This is a genomic window from Agrobacterium pusense, assembly GCF_900102105.1.
GTDB classification, from domain to species: domain Bacteria; phylum Pseudomonadota; class Alphaproteobacteria; order Rhizobiales; family Rhizobiaceae; genus Agrobacterium; species Agrobacterium pusense.
On sequence record NZ_FNBB01000002.1, the window covers coordinates 156,781 to 174,692 of the forward strand.

The window sequence follows — 17,912 nt, forward strand, 5'->3', positions numbered from 1 at the left end:
GAGAATTTCGCTGTAGCCCAGTGGAGCAGGGTCAAGCGAGATGTTTCCTGTTGCCGCGGCGTTGCGCGGCGTGTGTGATGCAGTGTGCCTGCTTCGTGTGTCGCGACGATGTTGGCCCAGAGGTTATTACGCTGTCAATCCACTGCCCGAAACGGCAGAAGATGGAGCGCGGGACTGGAAACGGCGATGACTTTGAAAAGTTCCCCCATCTTGCCGGCGCCTTCGCCGGCGAGGCGGTTGACGGCTTCGGCGATGGCGAGGGTCTGGTCCGCGGTTGCCTTGGCGGCGAGCGCCCCGGCCCGTTCCTTGAGGCCGAGGCCGTAGAGGAAATCGCCCTGTCTCAGGGTGCCGTTAACGTGAACACCGGTCGCCTCGGCCGTTTTTACAAGACTTTCGAAATCGACATGGCTGGTCAGATCGGCTTCGCCTGGATGGGCGAGCGGCGGATCGAAGGCATGGTTGCGCATGGCCTGCAGCGTGTCGCCATAGCCGGCAACCAGATGGCCGTAATCAATGGCGAGCGCGGTGCCGCCATGGGCAGACAGGCGCTGGCAGATTGCGGTCATCACCGCTTCCCGGGCGGGCGAAATCTCGAATATCGTGCCAAGCGGCTGCCGTTCGGGCTGCGGCGGAAGCAGCGCCGGATCTATGCTGGCAAGACCGGTGGAGAAGACGAGGTCGCCATTGGCATCGAGGCTGACTACGCGTTCGCGGAAACCCTGCGGCGTCCTGACGAATTGCCGGATCGGAATGGCGTCGAAAAGTTCGTTGGCGACAAGCAGCAGGAAACCTTCAGGCACATCGTCGAAACTGTCATGCCATGCCAGTCGACCCGCATGTTCGGCCAGCGTTTCCTTCTGGATGGCGGAAAGGCGGGGGCTGGTTTCCACCAGATGCACCCGCATCGTCTCATAGAGCGGCGGCGCGATGCGGCGAATGACGCGCAGCATGTCCGCCATCATGGTGCCGCGGCCGGGGCCGATTTCCACCAGCCGGGTTTCAGCGGGTGCACCGTGCCTCTGCCAGGCATGAACCACGAAAACACCAAGCATTTCACCGAAAAGCTGGCTCACCTCCGGGGCAGTGATGAAATCACCCGAACGGCCGAAGGGCTCGCGGCTCTTGTAATAGCCATGTTCCGGATCGGCGAGGCAAAGTGAAAAGAAGTCGGTTACGCTAAGCGGACCGTTAAGCCGGATAAGTGATTTGATGCGTTGCGCGAGCGGTGTGGTCATGGCTGGCCATACCGCTTTAGGCGACTTTTGCCGCGCGGCGCGCGCGTAGGACGGCCCAGAGGCCCAGAAGGAACATTGGAGTGGACAGAACCATGCCCATGGTCAGCCAGTTGCCGGCGAGATAACCGATCTGCGCGTCCGGTTCACGGAAGAATTCCACGAAGATGCGTGACAGCGCATAACCGCAGACGAAGATGCCAGTGACGGTGCCGGGCCGCTTCAGAGCCTTGAAGGCGTAAATGGCGATGGCCAGAACGATGGCCAACACGAGGCCTTCGAGGCCAGCCTCATAAAGCTGGCTCGGATGGCGCGCGAAAGGGCCGCCTGTGGGAAAGACGACGGCCCATGGCACATCGGAAATGCGGCCCCACAACTCGCCATTGATGAAATTGGCGATGCGGCCGAACAGCAGGCCGATGGGTGCTACGGCCGCGACGATATCGAACATGCTCCACACCGGAATGCTGTTCTTGCGGGCGAAGAGGATCATGGCGATCGTCGTGCCGATCAGGCCGCCATGGAACGACATGCCACCATTCCAGATCTCGATGGCCCTGATGGGATTGGCGGCCACGGCTGCCATATCGTAAAACAGGATGTAGCCGATGCGCCCACCGAGCACGATGCCGCCGGCTGCCCAGAGAATGAAATCATCGAGGTGCTGCGCCGAGATTGGCGACACATCGTTAGGCCACAGCCGATCCGTGCGGGCGAGGCGGCGGGCGTAAAGCCAGCCGAGCATGATGCCAGCGACGTAGGCAATGCCGTACCAGTGGATCGCCAGAGGACCGATGGACAGCGCTATCGGGTCGATATTCGGGAAGGGCATGATGGCGAGTGAAGTGGGAGCGGCTATCAATCCGTATATATTCCGTCATCGTTGCTGGGCGGACAACGGATCATCCATTGTCTCAAAGGACCGGGCGATGATGCTCACCGGTTCTTTGACGCCAAGGAAAATGGCGATTGCGGTGGCGGCGGTCAAGGTGATTCTTTAAGCTATGACTCAACATACCAAAGGTGATGCAAGCTCTTGGGATTTTTCGATTTCGCTTGCAAGGCGACGGTGGAGTGCCTACCTGAATGCTATCAACAGCGGGCGAGACGATGCCCCTGAACCGACGAAGGATGAGCGCCATGAGCACGACAGGCACCAATCGTTTTCTGGATGAATTCGCCAAGCTGATGACGGATGCGGCCGGCGCGGCCCAGGGCGTGCGCAAGGAAGCCGAGGCTGCGTTCCACGCACAGGCCGATCGCTGGCTGAACAGTCTGGATGTCGTCCGGCGCGAGGAATTCGACGTCGTGCGGGAGATGGCTATCCAGGCGCGGGATGAAAATGACGCCCTGCGCGCCCGGATCGAGGCTCTCGAAGCAAAGCTTTCGGCCACGAAGGACTGATTCTTCATCACTTTTCTCAGAAGCCCCGGATCGCAGGCGATTCCGGGGCTTTTTGTTTTTCGGCTCTCTCTGGCCGACTTGATCTCCGGTTGCCGAAAGTCGTGCTCAGACGCGAATTTTTTGGGCCTGTGGACACTTCCAAAAAACACAATCGGCAGAGTCGCTTAAGACTCTCGCCTGAGGTGATGGGGGAGAAGATATCCACTGCTCAAAAAGCAAAAATGGCGAGCGAGGGGTGGCAGCGGGACTCGGCCATTATACACTGATTTTAAATGATGATTCGAAAAGACCGGTAAGCTCCAGACAGGGTGAATGCGTTATTCTGGTGGTGTCGGGCAATCGTCTCAAATGTTTATCCCGGTTTGTATGTGCGTTTTGTGCCCGGCGTTCAAAACACGACATTCCGACCGGCTGAGAAGGTGCCGCATGAGTCTGATAGAATTTGAAATTGAGCGTCAGTCCAATCCCGTCGATATGATCGAGATTGTCGCTGCCTCGAATGACTGGTCGTTCGAGCGTTCGGGCGAGGACGAGATCGCCATGACTGTGGCGGGCCACTGGGCCGATTATCACGTTTCATTTGCGTGGATGGAAGATTTCGAAGCGCTGCATCTTGCCTGCGCCTTCGACATTAAGGTGCCCGATCACCGTGTCAACGAAGTCATTTGCCTGCTGTCGCAGGTCAACGGTCAGGTGCTGATGGGGCATTTCGATCTGTGGCGGCAGGAAGATGTCGTGATCTTCCGCCAGTCGCTGCTTCTGTCAGGCGGTGCCGAGCCGAACAACCAGCAGGTAGAAGTGCTGCTCTCCAGCGCGCTGGAGGCCTGCGAGCAATATTATCAGGCATTCCAGTTCGTCGTCTGGTCGGGTCTGGATGCGAAAAGTGCAATCGAAGCGGTCATGTTCGAGACCGTTGGAGAAGCGTAACATGGTATATAAGGCTTCCGGGCCGCTCGTCCTCGTGGGCGCCGGCAATATGGGCGGCGCCATGCTGTCTGGCTGGCTGAAAAAGGGCGTGCCGGGATCGCAGGTCATTGTCGTTGACCCGCGGCCCTCCGACGCCATGCGCACGACGATTACGGAAGCGGGTGCGGCCCATAGCGAAAGCGCGCCTGAAGGCGTCAAGGCCGGCATTCTTTTCGTGGCGGTGAAACCGCAGATGATGGAAGCAGTGCTGCCTTCGCTGAAGCCCCTGCTGGGCCCGGAAACGGTCGTCGTCTCCATCGCGGCGGGCACCACCATTGCCACCTTCGTTTCGCATTTCGGTGCAATTGCCGCGGTACGCGCCATGCCCAATACGCCAGCGATGGTGGGCCGTGGTGTTACCGGCGCATATGCAAATGAACTTGTGACACCCGAGCTTAAAGCCGTGGTGGACGGATTGCTGAAGGTCAGCGGTCCGGTCGAATGGGTGGATGCCGAAAGCGATATCGATGCCGTGACCGCGGTTTCGGGCAGCGGGCCAGCCTATGTCTTTTATCTCGTGGAATGCATGGCTGAAGCCGGCCGCAAAGCAGGTCTTCCGGCGGATGTGGCCATGCGTCTGGCGCGTGAAACCGTGGCTGGCGCCGGCGAGCTTCTGCACCAGTCCTCCGACGAGGCGGCGCGCCTGCGCCAGAATGTGACTTCGCCGGGCGGCACCACGGCTGCCGCACTTTCCGTGCTGATGGCCGAAGACGGCATGCAGCCCCTGTTCGACAGGGCGGTCGCCGCTGCCAAGACCCGCGCTGAAGAACTGGCGGGCTGAGGAGGCGGGCGATGAGCGGCGAAATTTCCTATGCCGATTTCGAGAAGGTGGATATCCGCGTCGGTACGATCGTGGAAGCCGAGCCTTTTCCCGAGGCGCGCAAACCTGCAATCAAGGTGAAGATCGATTTCGGGCCGGAGATCGGCATCAAGAAGTCCTCGGCGCAGATCACGGTGCACTACACGCCGGAAAGCCTTATCGGCCGGCAGGTTCTGGGCGTGGTGAATTTTCCGCCGCGCCAGATCGGGCCGTTCCGCTCCGAGGTCCTGACTCTTGGCTTTGCCGACGCCAATGGAGATATCGTACTCGCTGCGGTTGAAAGGCCGGTTCCTAACGGCGAGAAAATGTGCTGATTGGCGGCCTGCCGTCAAGCCGGGATTTTGACGATAACCCTCAATCCGCCCATCGGGCTTTTATCCAGCGACACGTCGCCGCCATGGCTGCGGGCGATGTCGCGGACGATGGAAAGGCCAAGGCCGGTGCCCGAGGCATTGAGGTTGCGCGCCTCGTCCAGTCGGAAAAACGGCTTGAATACATCCTCGCGTGAATTCTCCGGAATGCCCGGTCCGTCATCGTCAAAGGTCATGATAATGGAGCGTGGCGCCTTGCGGATATCGACGTGGAGGTTGCTGGCGTAACGCCGGGCATTTTCGGCGAGATTGGCGACGAGCCGTGAAAGTGCGTTCGGCCGCGCGATGATCCTCTCGATATTATAGAGTTCGTAGCTGAATTTCTTGCCGTGCAGTTCGAAATCATGGCCGATTTTTTCGAGAAGTGCAGGAAGCTCCAGCGTGCCGACATCCTCTTCCACATCGGTACGGGCAAAGGTCAGATAGGCTTCCAGCATCGACTGCATGTCTTCCACATCCTTGTCGAGGCCCTCGAGATCCGGATTGTCGCCGGCGAGCGCCAGCTGCAGCTTGAACCGGGTGAGGATGGTGCGCAGGTCGTGGCTGACACCGTTCAGCATGGCGGTGCGCTGCTCCATCTGCCGTTCAATGCGCTCCCGCATCAGGATGAAGGCAAGGCCCGCCCGGCGTACTTCATCCGCGCCGCGGGGAGAATAGGCGCTGACCTTCTGGCCCTTGCCGAAATTCTCCGCCGCCTTGGCAAGCGCTTCTATCGGCTTGATCTGGCCGCGCAGGAAGAGGATCGAAATGGCGATGAGCACCAGCGATGCGCCAACCATCCAGACAAGGAAGATGTGGGTATTGGAGGCATAGGCCGCGCTTCTGCTGGTGAAGACGCGGAGCGTCTTATCATCGAGCTGGACACGGATTTCCACCAGTGAGCCGTTGCCATAGGTATCGATCCAGAAGGGCCTGCCGATCTGTTGGCTGAGCTGGTTTGCGAGGATGGTATCGAGAATCGAGAACAGCGGCTCCGGCCGTGGCGCGGGCAGGTCCGTCTTGGGCTCAATATAGACGCTGAGACCCAGCTTGTCGCGGGCGATGCGGATGACCCGCTGATAGTCATCCTCTTCGGGGTCTGTCTGTAGAAGTTCGATGATCGCGGCGATATCCCGGGTCACCGCTGCCGAAAGGCGTTCGGTCACCAGCTGCCAGTGGCGCTCCATGAAGACGGCCGCGACCACGGCCTGCAGCAAGATCATCGGCAGGATGATGATGAGCAGCGAACGGGTGTAAAGCCCGGTGGGCAGCCAGTGTCGCAGCCATCTGCCGAGGGAGCGCCAGGTCTTTGCGACGGCGCTTTTTTTAAACGTGTCGAGAAAATCGAGGCTCGCCATGGTCGTGCGTTCGCCCTTCGTTGGGTGCTCGTCAGTCCACGCTGAGGCGGTAACCGATGCCACGCACCGTTTGCAGATAGACCGGGTTGGCAGGGTCGTCCTCGATCTTGCGGCGAAGACGGTTGATCTGCACGTCGATCGTTCTTTCGCCCACTTCCGACTCCGCTTCCACCAGCTCGTGCCGTGGAATGGTATCGCCGGCGCGTAGCGCAAAAAGCAGCATGATCTCCTGTTCACGATCTGTCAGGCGGATCGTTTCCGGACCGCGCCGCAGTTCCCTCCTGGGAATGGAGAAGCTGTAGGGGCCGAACATGATCTGTTCGATCTTGGGCGTGTCCGGGGAGGTGTTGCGCCGCAGAATATTGTTGATGCGCAGGACCAGTTCGCGCGGATCAAAAGGCTTGGCGAGATAATCGTCCGCTCCCGCTTCCAGCCCGGCAATACGTGAATCCGCTTCCGAGCGGGCGGTCAGAAGAATGACCGGCACGGATTTATCTTCGTTCAGCGAGCGGGTCAGCGAAAGCCCGTTCTCTCCGGGCATCATCACGTCGAGGATCAGCAGATCGAAACGGATGCCCACCATCTTGCGGCGGGCTTCTGCTGCATCGGCCGCAACGGAGATGCGATATCCCTTGTCGCCAAGAAAACGCTGCAGGAGATCGCGGATGCGAGCGTCATCGTCGACGATCAGGAGATGAGCCGCATCGTCGTCCGCCGGTGGACGTTTTGCCGGAGCTTGCGCCATCGTCACTCATCCTCCACGCTGGTCATCGTCGCCGGGCTGCGCATCTGCGCCAGAAATTTGCGCACGCAGGCGCGCGCATCGGGACCGAGGCCTTCCAGCGCGCGGTCGATGCGGCGTGATTGTGGTTCGCTGAGCGCCAACGCCAGTTCGCGGCCTGTCAGCGTCGGATAGAGCCGGCGCTGGCGGCGGTCTTCAGGACCTGCCATCTGGCGGATGTAACCGTCGTCGATCAATTGCTTCAACACTCGGGCGAGGCTCTGTTTGGTGATCTGCAGCGTATCGAGCAGATCCGCCACGGTCATGCCCGGCTGCCGGCTGACAAAATAGACCACCCGGTGATGCGCGCGCCCATAATCAAGTTTCGACAGGATGACGTCGGGATCGGAGACGAAATCGCGATAGGCGAAAAACAGCGCTTCGATCGTGTCGAAGTCAATCTTGCCGTCGTCAACCTTCGGCAGTGCCGGTGTCTGTCTGGCGGCGGCGGTTTTGAGCGATTGCGGTGGCACTGCGGTTCCTTCATATTCTGCGGCTGTCTGATCATATGTTGCAGGCGCCGATGCGCCAATATTCTGTAAACATAGCCGAAAATGCGTCCGCTCGGGAGAATGCCGCGATCATTTTCTGTTGCGGTGGATAATATGGCGAGGGTGCCGGTGCAACTGGAATCCTGAGCGACCTTTACCGCAAATACAAAAGAGCGCGGAAACTCCGCGCTCTCAGCATTACTGTGGTCATGGCCGTCTTATTGGTAGACGTATACGATACGACGTGTCGAGGGTTCTACGAGTACAGGTACATCGTTCACCCGCACATACCGATACTGATAATCTGGAACTTCAACCAGACGGGTATCGGCCGGCAGGACGCTGCCAACGGCAATGTCACCGTCATAGGTGATGGTATCGGCAGGGTGCTCGTCAATATAGGTGATGACCGACTGCGGCGGATCGACTTCGCCGACGCGGCCCAGATTCGGATCGCCGGGGTTCGGTTCAGCCTGAACACTCGAAGTTTTTTCGTAGGTCACGACCGGCACGCTGAGTTCCGTGCGGCGTTCCTTGAGAATGACGGGCGAACCTTCATACATCACGTTCAGGTGATCGGCATGGGCCCAGCCGCGCAGACCGTTCACCTCGATGCGACACCAGCTGCTGCCTTCCATGCAGCCGTCCAGCACGGCGTTGCTGCCACGCGTGGCGAGGCCGACTTCCGGATAGTCGTCACCGGGGCCAGACCGGACAGAAATATCCGAGGCGGTTGTTGCGACCATGGCGGCATTTGCATAGCCCGCCATCAAGGCGAAGGCGCCACCAGCGATCAGCATTTTAAGCGTCTTGTCCATGTGTCTCACTCCTTTCAAGACTGGTGCTACAACGTCGCAATCCCCAGGGCGTTCCACATTTTTCGGGAAGATGATGTCTCATCGAGCCGCCTCTTCGTGTTATCTAACTGTATGGAATAGGGATTTTCTTCGTGAATTCGCCGCTGAGAACAAGGCGACCTGTCGCCATTGTGCCGTAACCGGTAGCGGGCTATAGGATGGCGGATCTATCAGACAGGAGACACGGGATATGGGAAAGTTGCAGGCCGGGATTATTCCGGTCACGCCATTTGAGCAGAATTGTACCGTCCTGTTTGATCAGGACACCAAGGAAGGCGTCGTCGTCGATCCTGGCGGGGATGTGGACGTCATTCTTCAGGTGGTTGCTGAAAACGGCATCACGCTCAAGGAAATATGGTTGACGCACGGCCATCTCGACCATGCCGGTGGTGCGGATGAGTTGCGCGAAAAACTCTCCCTGCCGGTGATCGGGCCGCATGAAGATGACCGGCCCCTGCTGGAGAGAATTGAGGTGCAGGCGCAGAAATACGGCATCAGCGGTCTGAAGAACGTCGTGCCGGATTCATGGCTGAAGGAAGGTGACAAGGTTTCCTTTGGCGATCACGTCTTCGAGGTCTATCATTGCCCGGGGCACGCGCCTGGTCACGTAATCTATTACAACCGCGACCAGAACTTCGCCCATGTCGGCGACGTGCTGTTTGCCGGGTCGGTGGGGCGCACGGATCTGCCGGGTGGAAACCACGAGCAGCTGATGGCGTCCATTCGCGATAAGCTGCTGCCGCTTGGCGACGATGTCGGTTTCATCTGCGGCCACGGCCCGGGCGGACGGCTGGGTGAGGAGCGGCTGACCAACCCCTATCTCAAGGGACTGTGAGCGCCGGCCGACTGCGGCCTGCGGCGCGCACAAAAAAACCCGGCATTCCTGCCGGGCTTCAACTAGAAAAGAAAGCCGTTTTAGGGTCAGCCAGCAATCTGCAGATTGACTGCCTTCGGCCCTTTGCCGCGACGATCCGGTTCCGTGTCGAAGCTCACTTTCTGATTTTCTGAAAGTCCGGACAGGCCGGAAGCCTGTACGGCAGAGATGTGAACAAAGATATCAGCGCCACCATTGTCTGGCTTGATGAAGCCGAAGCCTTTGTCTGTATTGAAAAATTTTACGGTGCCAGTTTCGGCCATGCATCAGGTCCTTTTCGCTCTGCCCGCGTTCAGCTACAGGCAGCATTACAGTTTTGCCCCGCGTGGGCGTTGGCAGGCAGTTTTTGACTATTGAGAAAATGGACCTTCGCAGCGGGAAGTAATGGCGTTCTCATCCAACGTTTTTCGTCCCACCGCCCGAGGTTTATAGCGTCCCCAGTGCGCAAATTTATAGGCCTTCCCATGCTCGCAAATTGCCCGAACCGCAGTAGATTGCTGCGTTTATCGAAAATTGGCAAGCAAAAGTTTTTACGGGCTTTTTGTCAGATAAAAAACCTGCGGTAGAGTTACGCGTGGGAACCGCACATTTTTTTCGCATAAGTGATAGTTGATGAAATAATTGCCGGTCGGTCTGAGCATTCCCGGCAAAAATTTGGACGCGTGACCGCGATTTCCCGAGAAAACAGAAAAAACAGTTCTTTTCGCGTCACGCCGCTTCTGTCGCGGTTTTTTGCCGTTTGCGCGTCAGTTCCGGTACCAATTCCACGATCAGGATGGCGATGAAAATGATCAGGCAGCCGACATAGCCGGCACCGGAAATGGTTTCCTTGAGGAAAATCGAGGCCAGCAGGGCGCCGAAGAGCGCCTCCGACGACAGGAAAATCGCGGCCTGCGGCGCTGTTGTGTAGCGCTGGGCAATCACCTGAAGCACAAAGGCGAGGCCGGAAGAAACGAGGCCGACATAGAGAATTTCTACCATCGACGCCTCGATGGCGACCATGCTGATCGGTTCGGACACAACGCCGATCATGCAACTAAGAAGGGAGCAAACCGCGAATTGTGTGCAGGAGAGCGCAAGCGGCCGGCCGCTTTCGGAGACGAAGCGCCCTGCGAGCGTAATCTGGATCGCCCAGAAGAAAGCGCAGATGATGCTGAGAATATCCCCTTTCGTCAGCGTCTCGAAGGCGCCGCCGGAAAGGAGGAATATACCACCGAGCATCATCAGCGCGCAGGGCCAGACGACCCAGTGGGGGTGACGGCGGTAAAGCAGAACGGCAATCACGGGCACGAAGATGACATAGAGCCCGGTCAGGAAGCTGGAATTGGTGACCGTCGTGGTCAGCAGCCCGACCTGCTGGGTGGTGGCGCCGCCGAACAGCGCAAGACCGACGAGAATGAAGCTGCCGATCTGACGCGGGCGGGGCGGTGATTTCAGGGACCGGGTTTCCATGAGCGCGAAGGGCAGCACGGCGATGGCGGCGATGGCGAAACGCAAACCGACGAACCAGAAAGGGCCAATCGAGGCCATGGCTGAGGATTGTGCGACAAAGCCGCCTCCCCAGATTGCTGCGGCGAGCAGAAGCAGCATATTGGCCTGAATTCGCGTCATTATTGGCACCAGCAACGCGGGGCCGGGAGATCATTGACGTCACGGCCGGGCAAACAGGGGATTTTGTGAGGTGTCATCCAGCTGTGTCGGACGACTGTTTCCCGGGTGCTTTAGCAGCAACATGCCGATGCCGCAAGTCGAGGGGAGGGCCGTTATCTATAACGGCGGGCCTCGTCCTTCAGGCTGCGCCGGGTAAGCATCAGGCCGCCAAGGCCGAGGCCGACGAACGCCGCGGCGGAGAGGACGATGAGCAGGATATGCGGACCTGCCTTCGTCGTCGCAGCCACCTGCGGTATGGCGGAGGTATGCAGGGTGTCCACCGCTTGCGCAGCCGCATTGGCCGATGTCGCGATGCCGGCTGCCATGGTGATGATGACAAGAAAAGCCGCGACCGCCATCCAGAGGGAAAACAGCGTTCTCTGTGCCCTTAACCTTTCAACGGAAGTGCGGTCGTTGGTAAACATGGCTGTCGCCTCTTGTCCCTGTTCTTAAAGGACAAAAGAGGCTTCGAAATGGACGGCTTGGAGACCGAATTCTGGCGTTCCGCGGCATTTATTGCGGCAATATTGTGGCGCGAGCGTTTTTGAACCGGAATTGGCGTCAGAGGCCGCGTTTTCCGAATGTCCGGGTCTGGCGCAGGGGATGCGCGTCAGAGGTGCGCTCCTCACGGAAAAAAGCCGCGGAGCCTTTCTCCAGTCGTGCGGCAGGGGAAAAATATGCGCTGCCCAGCTCGGGAAAGCGCGCATCGAAACTGGTGGGCGCAAGTTCCGGTTTTGCCAGAATGTAGCCTTGCATCAGGAAAACGCCGAGTTCTTCGCATTGCTCCACCTGCCAACCGGTTTCCAACCCCTCGAAAACCGGCTCTATCCCATCCTCCCGAAACTGGCTGACAATGACGCGCAGGAGAGCGGCGCCCGCAGAATTCTGCATGAAGTCGCGCACCCAGCCCGCTTCGAATTTCACATAGTCCGGCTTGATGAGCTTTACCCGTTCGATGGCGGTATCGCCGGCGCCGTAGTCATCGAGCGCCACGCGAAAGCCGATATCGTGCATGTGGTAGGCGAAATCTGCGACCATCTGGGTGTCGGAGGCCTTCTTCTCGGAGATTTCGCAGACGATACGGTCTGCCGTCATGCCGGCCTCGTGGGCTGCGAGACGCATGCGCTCCACTTCCTGCCGCATCTTGGCTGGCGTCTGGAACAGGCCGGGATGGAAATTGACGAAGATGCGCGCGCGGGAGCGGCTGAGCCTGCCGGTGTTGAGAATGTGGATGGTGCGCAGGATGCTGTCGATATTTTCGATGTCTTCGGGTGCCACCAGCGAGAAAAATTCACCTGGTGTTACCGGTTCCCCGTTGCGGTGGGGGCGCACAAGACCTTCGAAGGAATCGATGTCCAGCGGGCCGCTTGATGTGCGACGGAATATGGGCTGCAGGGCGGACTTGAGGTTGAAGCTGTTATAGGCGGTGGACCATGTGCCATCGGCCTCGCGGACAAGACTGGAAAAGATGCTTTTGGGCGCCATTTTTCAACCAGCTATAGAGAGACACGACCCCTAGGCTCGCGAATGTAGCTCAACAAGCGTTACTTCCGGGTTAAGGAAGGCTTAAATTGTACCCCACGGCGGATAGGCTGGCTTTTGGCCTTGAAACTAGGCCCGTCTTTCGACATAGAAATTGCCGCAGCAGACGAGATTTCCAAGCTCTGCGATGTCAACCCCAATAGGACCGATTAAAAATGGCCTTCCTTGCCGACATTCTCTCCCGCGTAAAGCCATCCGCCACCATCGCCGTTAGCCAGAAAGCCCGCGAGCTTAAAGCGCAGGGCCGCGATGTGATTAGCCTTGGCGCCGGCGAGCCGGATTTCGATACGCCCGACAATATCAAGGAAGCGGCCATTGATGCGATTAAACGCGGTGAAACGAAATACACGCCTGTTTCCGGCATTCCGGAACTGCGCAAGGCGATTGCCGACAAGTTCAAGCGTGAAAACGGCCTCGACTACAAGCCGGAGCAGACGATTGTCGGCACCGGCGGCAAGCAGATCCTGTTCAACGCTTTCATGGCGACGCTGAACCCCGGTGATGAAGTCGTTATCCCGGCGCCGTACTGGGTCAGCTATCCCGAAATGGTCTCGATCTGCGGCGGCACGCCGGTATTCGTCGACGCGACGCTGGAAGACAATTTCAAGCTGAAGCCGGAAGCGCTGGAAAAGGCGATCACGCCGAAGACCAAGTGGTTCGTGTTCAACTCGCCGTCGAACCCGTCGGGCGCGGCCTATTCGCACGACGAGTTGAAGGCGCTGACCGATGTGCTCGTCAAGCACCCGCATGTATGGATCCTCACGGATGACATGTATGAGCACCTGACCTATGGCGACTTTAAATTCGTCACGCCGGTGGAAGTAGAGCCTTCGCTCTATGACCGCACGCTGACGATGAACGGCGTTTCCAAGGCCTATGCCATGACCGGCTGGCGTATCGGTTACGCTGCCGGCCCGCTGCCGCTCATCAAGGCCATGGACATGATCCAGGGCCAGCAGACCTCGGGCGCGAGCTCCATCGCACAATGGGCCGCGGTCGAAGCCTTGAATGGCACGCAGGATTTCATTCCGGCGAACAAGAAAATCTTCGAAGGCCGCCGTGACCTGGTCGTCTCCATGCTCAACCAGGCCAAGGGCATCAGCTGCCCGGCTCCGGAAGGTGCGTTCTACGTTTACCCGTCCTGCGCCGGCCTGATCGGCAAGACCGCGCCGTCGGGCAAGGTCATCGAGACGGATACGGATTTCGTCTCCGAGCTTCTTGAAGCCGAAGGCGTTGCCGTTGTGCAGGGCTCGGCCTTCGGTCTCGGCCCGAACTTCCGCATTTCCTATGCCACCTCGGAAGAGTTGCTGGAAGAGGCCTGCAAGCGCATCCAGCGCTTCTGCGCCGATTGCCGCTGATCGGTTTGTAACCTCGATTGAAGAAGCCCGGCAGCGATGCCGGGCTTTTTTCGTTTCGGTCAGAGCCCCAGGAACAGCAGCATGATGAAGGTGGCGAAGAGAATGAAATGCGTCATTCCTTCAATCGCGTTGGTTTCACCGTCATTGAGGTTGATGGCGGCGGCGATGAGCGTGATGAAGACCATGACGGTCTGAACGGGCGTCATCGCCATGATGAAGGGCTGGCCGGTATAGAGCGCGATACCCTCCATCACGGGCACGGTCAGGATAACCGTCGAGAGCGATGCGCCCATGGCGATATTGACCACGGCCTGCATACGATTGCGCAGGGCGGACCTGAGCGCGGTGAGGATTTCCGGCGATGCCGAGATCGTCGCCACCACCACGGCCATCAGCGCTGGTGGTGCGCTGGTGCCTTCAAGGCTTTCGCCCAGGAAGGCGGACATGAATTCCGCCAGTACGCCGATCAGAACCACGCCGGCGATGATGAGGCCGATGGAGAGTGGTACGTTGCCTTCATCGTCCTCTTCCGCATGGCTGCCGGATGGCTGGCCGGCCGGATGTGGCTTTCGAGGGTAAGTGTAGCTGAAAAAATAGCTGTGCGGGCCCACCTGCATTTTGAGGAACAGCGCATAAAGCGCAATCATCGCCACGATTGTGAACACCGAGTAGATGTGCCAGCTCTGTTCAGGAATGAACTCAGGCACTATCATCGATATGCCCATGGCTGTCAGGATCATCACGCCATAGGTCTTGCCGGAATCATCGTTATACGGCTGTTCTCCGTGGCGAAGGCCTCCAAGAAGCGCGGCGAGACCAAGAATGCCGTTGATGTCGATCATCACGGCGGAATAGATCGTATCCCGCACCAGCGTGGGTGAACTGGATTCGCTCATGATGATGGCAAGGATCAGCACTTCCACCGCAACGGCCGACAGCGTCAGGATCATGGTGCCGTAGGGGTCGCCCACCTTGGCGGCCAGGATTTCGGCGTGATGGGCAACCCGCATCGAGACGAGAACAATGAGCCCGATCAGCACGACGGCAGCGATGATCGTCGCCGTCTTTCCCGCTTCGAAGATTGCATGTTCGGCCAGATAGGCGACGATTGCCGCCGGTATCGCCAGAAGCAGCATACGCTCCTGTTTCAGAATAGAACCCGCCATTGACTTCCCTTCCCCCGGATCGGCTTAGGCTGTGACGTATCGTCCCTCAGATCAAGCAGGATTTGCGCTTGAGTGCTTTTGGTAGGATAGTGATGTCGCAGGACATGCTGCTCATGCCGCGGTGTCCCCATCGGGTGCAATGCTTGAAGCGCGGTTGTGGTTGCCATGTCGCCTACCGAAACAGGAGGAACATGCATGACCAAAGTGGTGTATGAAATCGTCGAACATGACGGGGGCTTCGCCTACCGCATGAACGGCGCTTATTCCGAAACATTTCCTACCTATGCGGATGCCGTCGAGGCTGCGCGCATCGTCGCTGCCGAACAGCAGGTGGGTGGCGATGACGAGGAAATCAGCTATCAGGATGAGAGCGGCCACTGGCATGAAGAATACAGCCAGGGCGGCGACCGCCCGGAAGCCGAGGTGGTGGACAAGACAACGCAGCAGGCCGAACCATTCTGACGGGCGATCCGTGGATTTTAAGCAAACCAGGATCGCTTTTCCGTTCCGCCGGTCCCTTCCAGTTGGGGATCGCGGGCTGCCTCGTATCGACGCGGCACTGCCTTAGCGCCGTTTCGGTGGCGCGCCCGGATCGGTTTCCTTGAGATGACCCTTGAGGCCTTCGACCAGGGCGCTGAAGACGGCGCGGCATCGCGGTGAGGTCTTGAGGTTTTCGTGCATCGCGACCCAGGTATGGAGCGGGATGTCGATGTTCGGCAGAACCTGAACCAGTCGCGGGTCTTTGCGGGCCAAGCCAATCTGACAGACGCCGATGCCCGCGCTGGCGCGGATCATGGCAAGTTGTGCAAGGTTGCTGTCGGCGCGTATTTCGAAGGAAATTTCCTCAACATCGGGGATGTCAGGATCGAGCGAACGCATCCGCTGGATGGCCGCCCGGATGAACGGCGTCTTGCGGTCAAAACCAACCATCCGGTGGTGGTTCAGGTCTTCCATGCTCTTTGGCGTTCCGGCTTTTGCCAGATAGTCGCGCGTCGCATGAAATCCAAGACGGAAATTGCCGATGTAACGCATGACGATCGCGTCCTGCAGCGGCTCGGTCATGCGAATGGCAATATCCGCCTCGCGTCTTAGAAGGTCTTCCAGCGTATCTGATAATGACAGCTCGATTTCAAGCCGCGGGTGAACCTCCTGCATGGCCGTGATAATCGGCGGCAACATTTCGACTCCGATGATGTCAGATGCGCTGATGCGCACCGTGCCTTCGATCTTGCCGACTTCGCCGGAGGCCGCGCGCATGAGGGCGGCGGTCGTCGCCGCCAGATTTTCCGCATAGGGGCGGAGCGCAAGGGCTGCTTCCGTCGGCATCAAGCCGTGCGGCGAGCGGATGAACAGAGGAAAGCCGACGGCCTCTTCCAGCGCGCCGATATGACGTCCCGCCGTCGGCTGGGTGATGCCAAGCTCGCGGGCGGCGGCGGACAGCGAACCGTCGCTCAGCACGCTAAGGAAGGTGCGATAAAAATCCCAGCTGACGTCGCGGTTCTTGCTCATAAAATTTTGTATAGCCGATCCACTGATTTCGATAATTTCGTATATCGTGAAACGCGACGATACTCCATCCCAGAACAAGGAGTACGGCGATGATATATGAAAACAACGCAAATTCAGCAGAGAATGATCGGCCACTGGCGCTGGTTCTGGGCGTTAATGGGGGTGTCGGCGGCCAGGTCTCCCGTATGCTGCAGCAACGGGGATGGCGCGTGAGGGCGATGACGCGGCGGAAGGCGGCTTCCCACATCACTGGCGATGTCGAGTTCGTGGTGGGTGACGCCATGAGCGGACAGGACGTCTTGAAGGCGGCACAAGGTGTTCGGCTGATCGTCCATGCGGTTAATCCTCCCGGATACCGCGATTGGGAGAAGCAGGTATTGCCGATGCTGGACAACACGATCGCGGCTGCTGAAAGCTGTGGGGCGAGGATTATTTTCCCGGGGACCATCTATAATTTCGGCTCTGACGCCTTTCCGCTGCTGAGCGAGGAGAGCCCGCAAAAGCCCTTTACCCGCAAGGGCGCATTGCGTGTGGAGATGGAGCGGCGGCTTAAATTGGCTTCAATGCGCGGCGTGCCGGTGCTGATCGTCCGGGCGGGCGACTTCTTTGGGCCAGATGCGAGAAACAACTGGTTTTCGCAGATGCTGGTGCGACCCGGCAGGCCGGTTCGCAGCGTGCAGAACCCTTCTGCCCGCCATGCAGGACACCAATGGGCTTATCTGCCTGACGTGGCGGAAACCATTGGCCGACTGCTCGACCGTGCAGACGAGCTTCCGGCCTTTGCCGTCTATCACATGGAAGGTTTCTGGGATTTCGACGGGCTGCAACTGATTGAAGCGATCGAGCGGGTTGTGGGCCATCCGGTCAAGCGGCGACGTTTATCCTGGACAGGCATCAAAATGGTTGCGCCGTTCGTTCCGCTGTTCCGCGAAGTGCTGGAAATGCAATATCTCTGGCAGATGCCGATCAGGATGAGCAATCGTAAGCTGACAGATTTCCTTGGAAGCGAGCCGAAGACACCTATCGACATTGCGGTGGCGACCACGTTGGCGGGTCTCGGCTGCCTTGACGAGAGGCCGCAGCTGTCGAACCTTGCGCATCCGGCCGACGCCGAAGGCAGGGCGTGATGGGCGCGGTTGCGAACGGAATGTCGACCAGGCGTCGCGCCTTTGCCGTGATTTCGGCAAGCGTGCCCGTGCTGATCTTCGCTCAGGTGCTGCTGGCCGGGCTGTCGATCTATTACGATGGATCGCTGCTGTCGCTGCACAAGGGGCTCGGCCTTCTGATCGCCGTTCCGATCCTGTCGCTGGCGGTCCTCGCTTTGCGATACGAGGACCTGCGGCCCAATCTTGGCCGTTCGCTGGTGCTGCTTGCTATCTATTGTCTGCAGGTGGCGCTGATGAGCATCGGTCGGGAAACGGGCAATGGGCTGTTGCAGGCGCTGCATCTGCCCAATGCCTTCGTAATGGGCGCCTTTTCCGATTTTGCCGCGCGGCAGGCGAGAAGCGCGCAATGAACGAAAACGCCGCATCGCTTTTGAACGATGCGGCGTCT

The 17,912-nt window shown here is 59.0% G+C and carries 21 protein-coding genes; 9 read left to right on the forward strand and 12 right to left on the reverse strand.

The annotated features are described in order from the left end of the window. Positions 1-134: 134 nt before the first annotated feature. On the reverse strand, positions 135-1,235 hold the full coding sequence (locus BLU28_RS05355) for a class I SAM-dependent methyltransferase (RefSeq protein ID WP_077987400.1): 1,101 nt from the start codon (positions 1,233-1,235) through the stop codon (positions 135-137). A gap of 16 nt (positions 1,236-1,251) precedes the next feature. Next, positions 1,252-2,064 (reverse strand): prolipoprotein diacylglyceryl transferase, encoded by an 813-nt coding sequence (gene lgt, locus BLU28_RS05360; RefSeq protein ID WP_035209270.1) that lies wholly within the window; start codon positions 2,062-2,064, stop codon positions 1,252-1,254. Positions 2,065-2,372: 308 nt separating this feature from the next. Between lgt and BLU28_RS05365 the strand changes: the two genes are divergently transcribed. The 4 genes from BLU28_RS05365 to BLU28_RS05380 all read left to right on the forward strand — a co-directional run bounded on the left by BLU28_RS05365 (position 2,373) and on the right by BLU28_RS05380 (position 4,736). Further along, positions 2,373-2,636 carry an accessory factor UbiK family protein gene (locus BLU28_RS05365; protein WP_004442935.1) on the forward strand — a complete coding sequence of 88 codons (264 nt, stop codon included), beginning with the start codon at positions 2,373-2,375 and terminating at the stop codon, positions 2,634-2,636. Between the two features lie 426 nt (positions 2,637-3,062). Further along, the gene (locus BLU28_RS05370) at positions 3,063-3,563 is read left to right on the forward strand and encodes a type III secretion system chaperone family protein (protein WP_004442934.1); all 501 of its coding nucleotides are present in this window, start codon (positions 3,063-3,065) and stop codon (positions 3,561-3,563) included. Between the two features lies 1 nt (position 3,564). Continuing rightward, a complete protein-coding gene (gene proC, locus BLU28_RS05375) occupies positions 3,565-4,383 on the forward strand; it encodes a pyrroline-5-carboxylate reductase (protein WP_004442932.1) in 819 nt (272 codons plus the stop codon). An 11-nt stretch (positions 4,384-4,394) separates the two neighbouring features. Continuing rightward, positions 4,395-4,736 carry a tRNA-binding protein gene (locus BLU28_RS05380; protein ID WP_004442931.1) on the forward strand — a complete coding sequence of 114 codons (342 nt, stop codon included), beginning with the start codon at positions 4,395-4,397 and terminating at the stop codon, positions 4,734-4,736. Positions 4,737-4,750: 14 nt separating this feature from the next. On the opposite strand, the gene BLU28_RS05385 is transcribed toward BLU28_RS05380, so the two are convergent. The 4 genes from BLU28_RS05385 to BLU28_RS05400 form a co-directional block, all read right to left on the reverse strand. Then, on the reverse strand, positions 4,751-6,130 hold the full coding sequence (locus BLU28_RS05385; RefSeq protein ID WP_006699624.1) for an ATP-binding protein: 1,380 nt from the start codon (positions 6,128-6,130) through the stop codon (positions 4,751-4,753). Positions 6,131-6,161: 31 nt separating this feature from the next. Next, entirely contained in the window at positions 6,162-6,875 is a 714-nt protein-coding gene (locus BLU28_RS05390; RefSeq protein WP_006699625.1) for a response regulator, read from the reverse strand. A gap of 2 nt (positions 6,876-6,877) precedes the next feature. Beyond that, entirely contained in the window at positions 6,878-7,384 is a 507-nt protein-coding gene (locus BLU28_RS05395; protein WP_004442928.1) for a MarR family winged helix-turn-helix transcriptional regulator, read from the reverse strand. A gap of 236 nt (positions 7,385-7,620) precedes the next feature. Continuing rightward, entirely contained in the window at positions 7,621-8,220 is a 600-nt protein-coding gene (locus BLU28_RS05400) for a DUF1236 domain-containing protein (protein ID WP_077987402.1), read from the reverse strand. 229 nt (positions 8,221-8,449) lie between these two features. Here BLU28_RS05400 and BLU28_RS05405 point away from each other — a divergent pair, with 229 nt between their 5' ends. Further along, entirely contained in the window at positions 8,450-9,094 is a 645-nt protein-coding gene (locus BLU28_RS05405) for an MBL fold metallo-hydrolase (protein WP_004442926.1), read from the forward strand. Positions 9,095-9,180: 86 nt separating this feature from the next. Here the strand turns inward: BLU28_RS05405 and BLU28_RS05410 are convergent, their stop codons facing one another. From BLU28_RS05410 to BLU28_RS05430, 4 genes are all read right to left on the reverse strand, one after another. Then, positions 9,181-9,396, reverse strand: coding sequence for a cold-shock protein (locus BLU28_RS05410; protein WP_003494703.1), 216 nt, complete (start codon positions 9,394-9,396; stop codon positions 9,181-9,183). Between the two features lie 445 nt (positions 9,397-9,841). Then, entirely contained in the window at positions 9,842-10,744 is a 903-nt protein-coding gene (locus BLU28_RS05420; protein WP_048902730.1) for a DMT family transporter, read from the reverse strand. 152 nt (positions 10,745-10,896) lie between these two features. Further along, positions 10,897-11,208 (reverse strand): hypothetical protein, encoded by a 312-nt coding sequence (locus BLU28_RS05425; protein WP_004442924.1) that lies wholly within the window; start codon positions 11,206-11,208, stop codon positions 10,897-10,899. A 136-nt stretch (positions 11,209-11,344) separates the two neighbouring features. Continuing rightward, a complete protein-coding gene (locus BLU28_RS05430; RefSeq protein ID WP_022556666.1) occupies positions 11,345-12,268 on the reverse strand; it encodes an EAL domain-containing protein in 924 nt (307 codons plus the stop codon). 212 nt (positions 12,269-12,480) lie between these two features. Between BLU28_RS05430 and BLU28_RS05435 the strand changes: the two genes are divergently transcribed. After that, a complete protein-coding gene (locus tag BLU28_RS05435; protein WP_004442922.1) occupies positions 12,481-13,683 on the forward strand; it encodes a pyridoxal phosphate-dependent aminotransferase in 1,203 nt (400 codons plus the stop codon). Positions 13,684-13,742: 59 nt separating this feature from the next. Here the strand turns inward: BLU28_RS05435 and BLU28_RS05440 are convergent, their stop codons facing one another. Next, positions 13,743-14,849: a calcium:cation antiporter gene (locus BLU28_RS05440; protein ID WP_077987404.1), complete on the reverse strand. Its 1,107-nt coding sequence runs from the start codon at positions 14,847-14,849 to the stop codon at positions 13,743-13,745. A gap of 195 nt (positions 14,850-15,044) precedes the next feature. On the opposite strand from BLU28_RS05440, the gene BLU28_RS05450 reads away from it, so the two are divergent. Continuing rightward, positions 15,045-15,311: a DUF2188 domain-containing protein gene (locus BLU28_RS05450; protein ID WP_004442919.1), complete on the forward strand. Its 267-nt coding sequence runs from the start codon at positions 15,045-15,047 to the stop codon at positions 15,309-15,311. Positions 15,312-15,413: 102 nt separating this feature from the next. Here BLU28_RS05450 and BLU28_RS05455 read toward each other — a convergent pair whose 3' ends face one another. Continuing rightward, positions 15,414-16,358 carry a LysR family transcriptional regulator gene (locus BLU28_RS05455; protein WP_006699631.1) on the reverse strand — a complete coding sequence of 315 codons (945 nt, stop codon included), beginning with the start codon at positions 16,356-16,358 and terminating at the stop codon, positions 15,414-15,416. A gap of 89 nt (positions 16,359-16,447) precedes the next feature. Between BLU28_RS05455 and BLU28_RS05460 the strand changes: the two genes are divergently transcribed. Then, positions 16,448-17,485, forward strand: a complete 1,038-nt coding sequence (locus BLU28_RS05460; RefSeq protein WP_077987406.1) for an NAD-dependent epimerase/dehydratase family protein — start codon at positions 16,448-16,450, stop codon at positions 17,483-17,485. Beyond that, on the forward strand, positions 17,485-17,874 hold the full coding sequence (locus BLU28_RS05465) for a DUF6220 domain-containing protein (RefSeq protein ID WP_045531999.1): 390 nt from the start codon (positions 17,485-17,487) through the stop codon (positions 17,872-17,874). Before BLU28_RS05460 ends, BLU28_RS05465 begins: the two co-directional genes overlap by 1 nt. Positions 17,875-17,912: the final 38 nt, after the last annotated feature.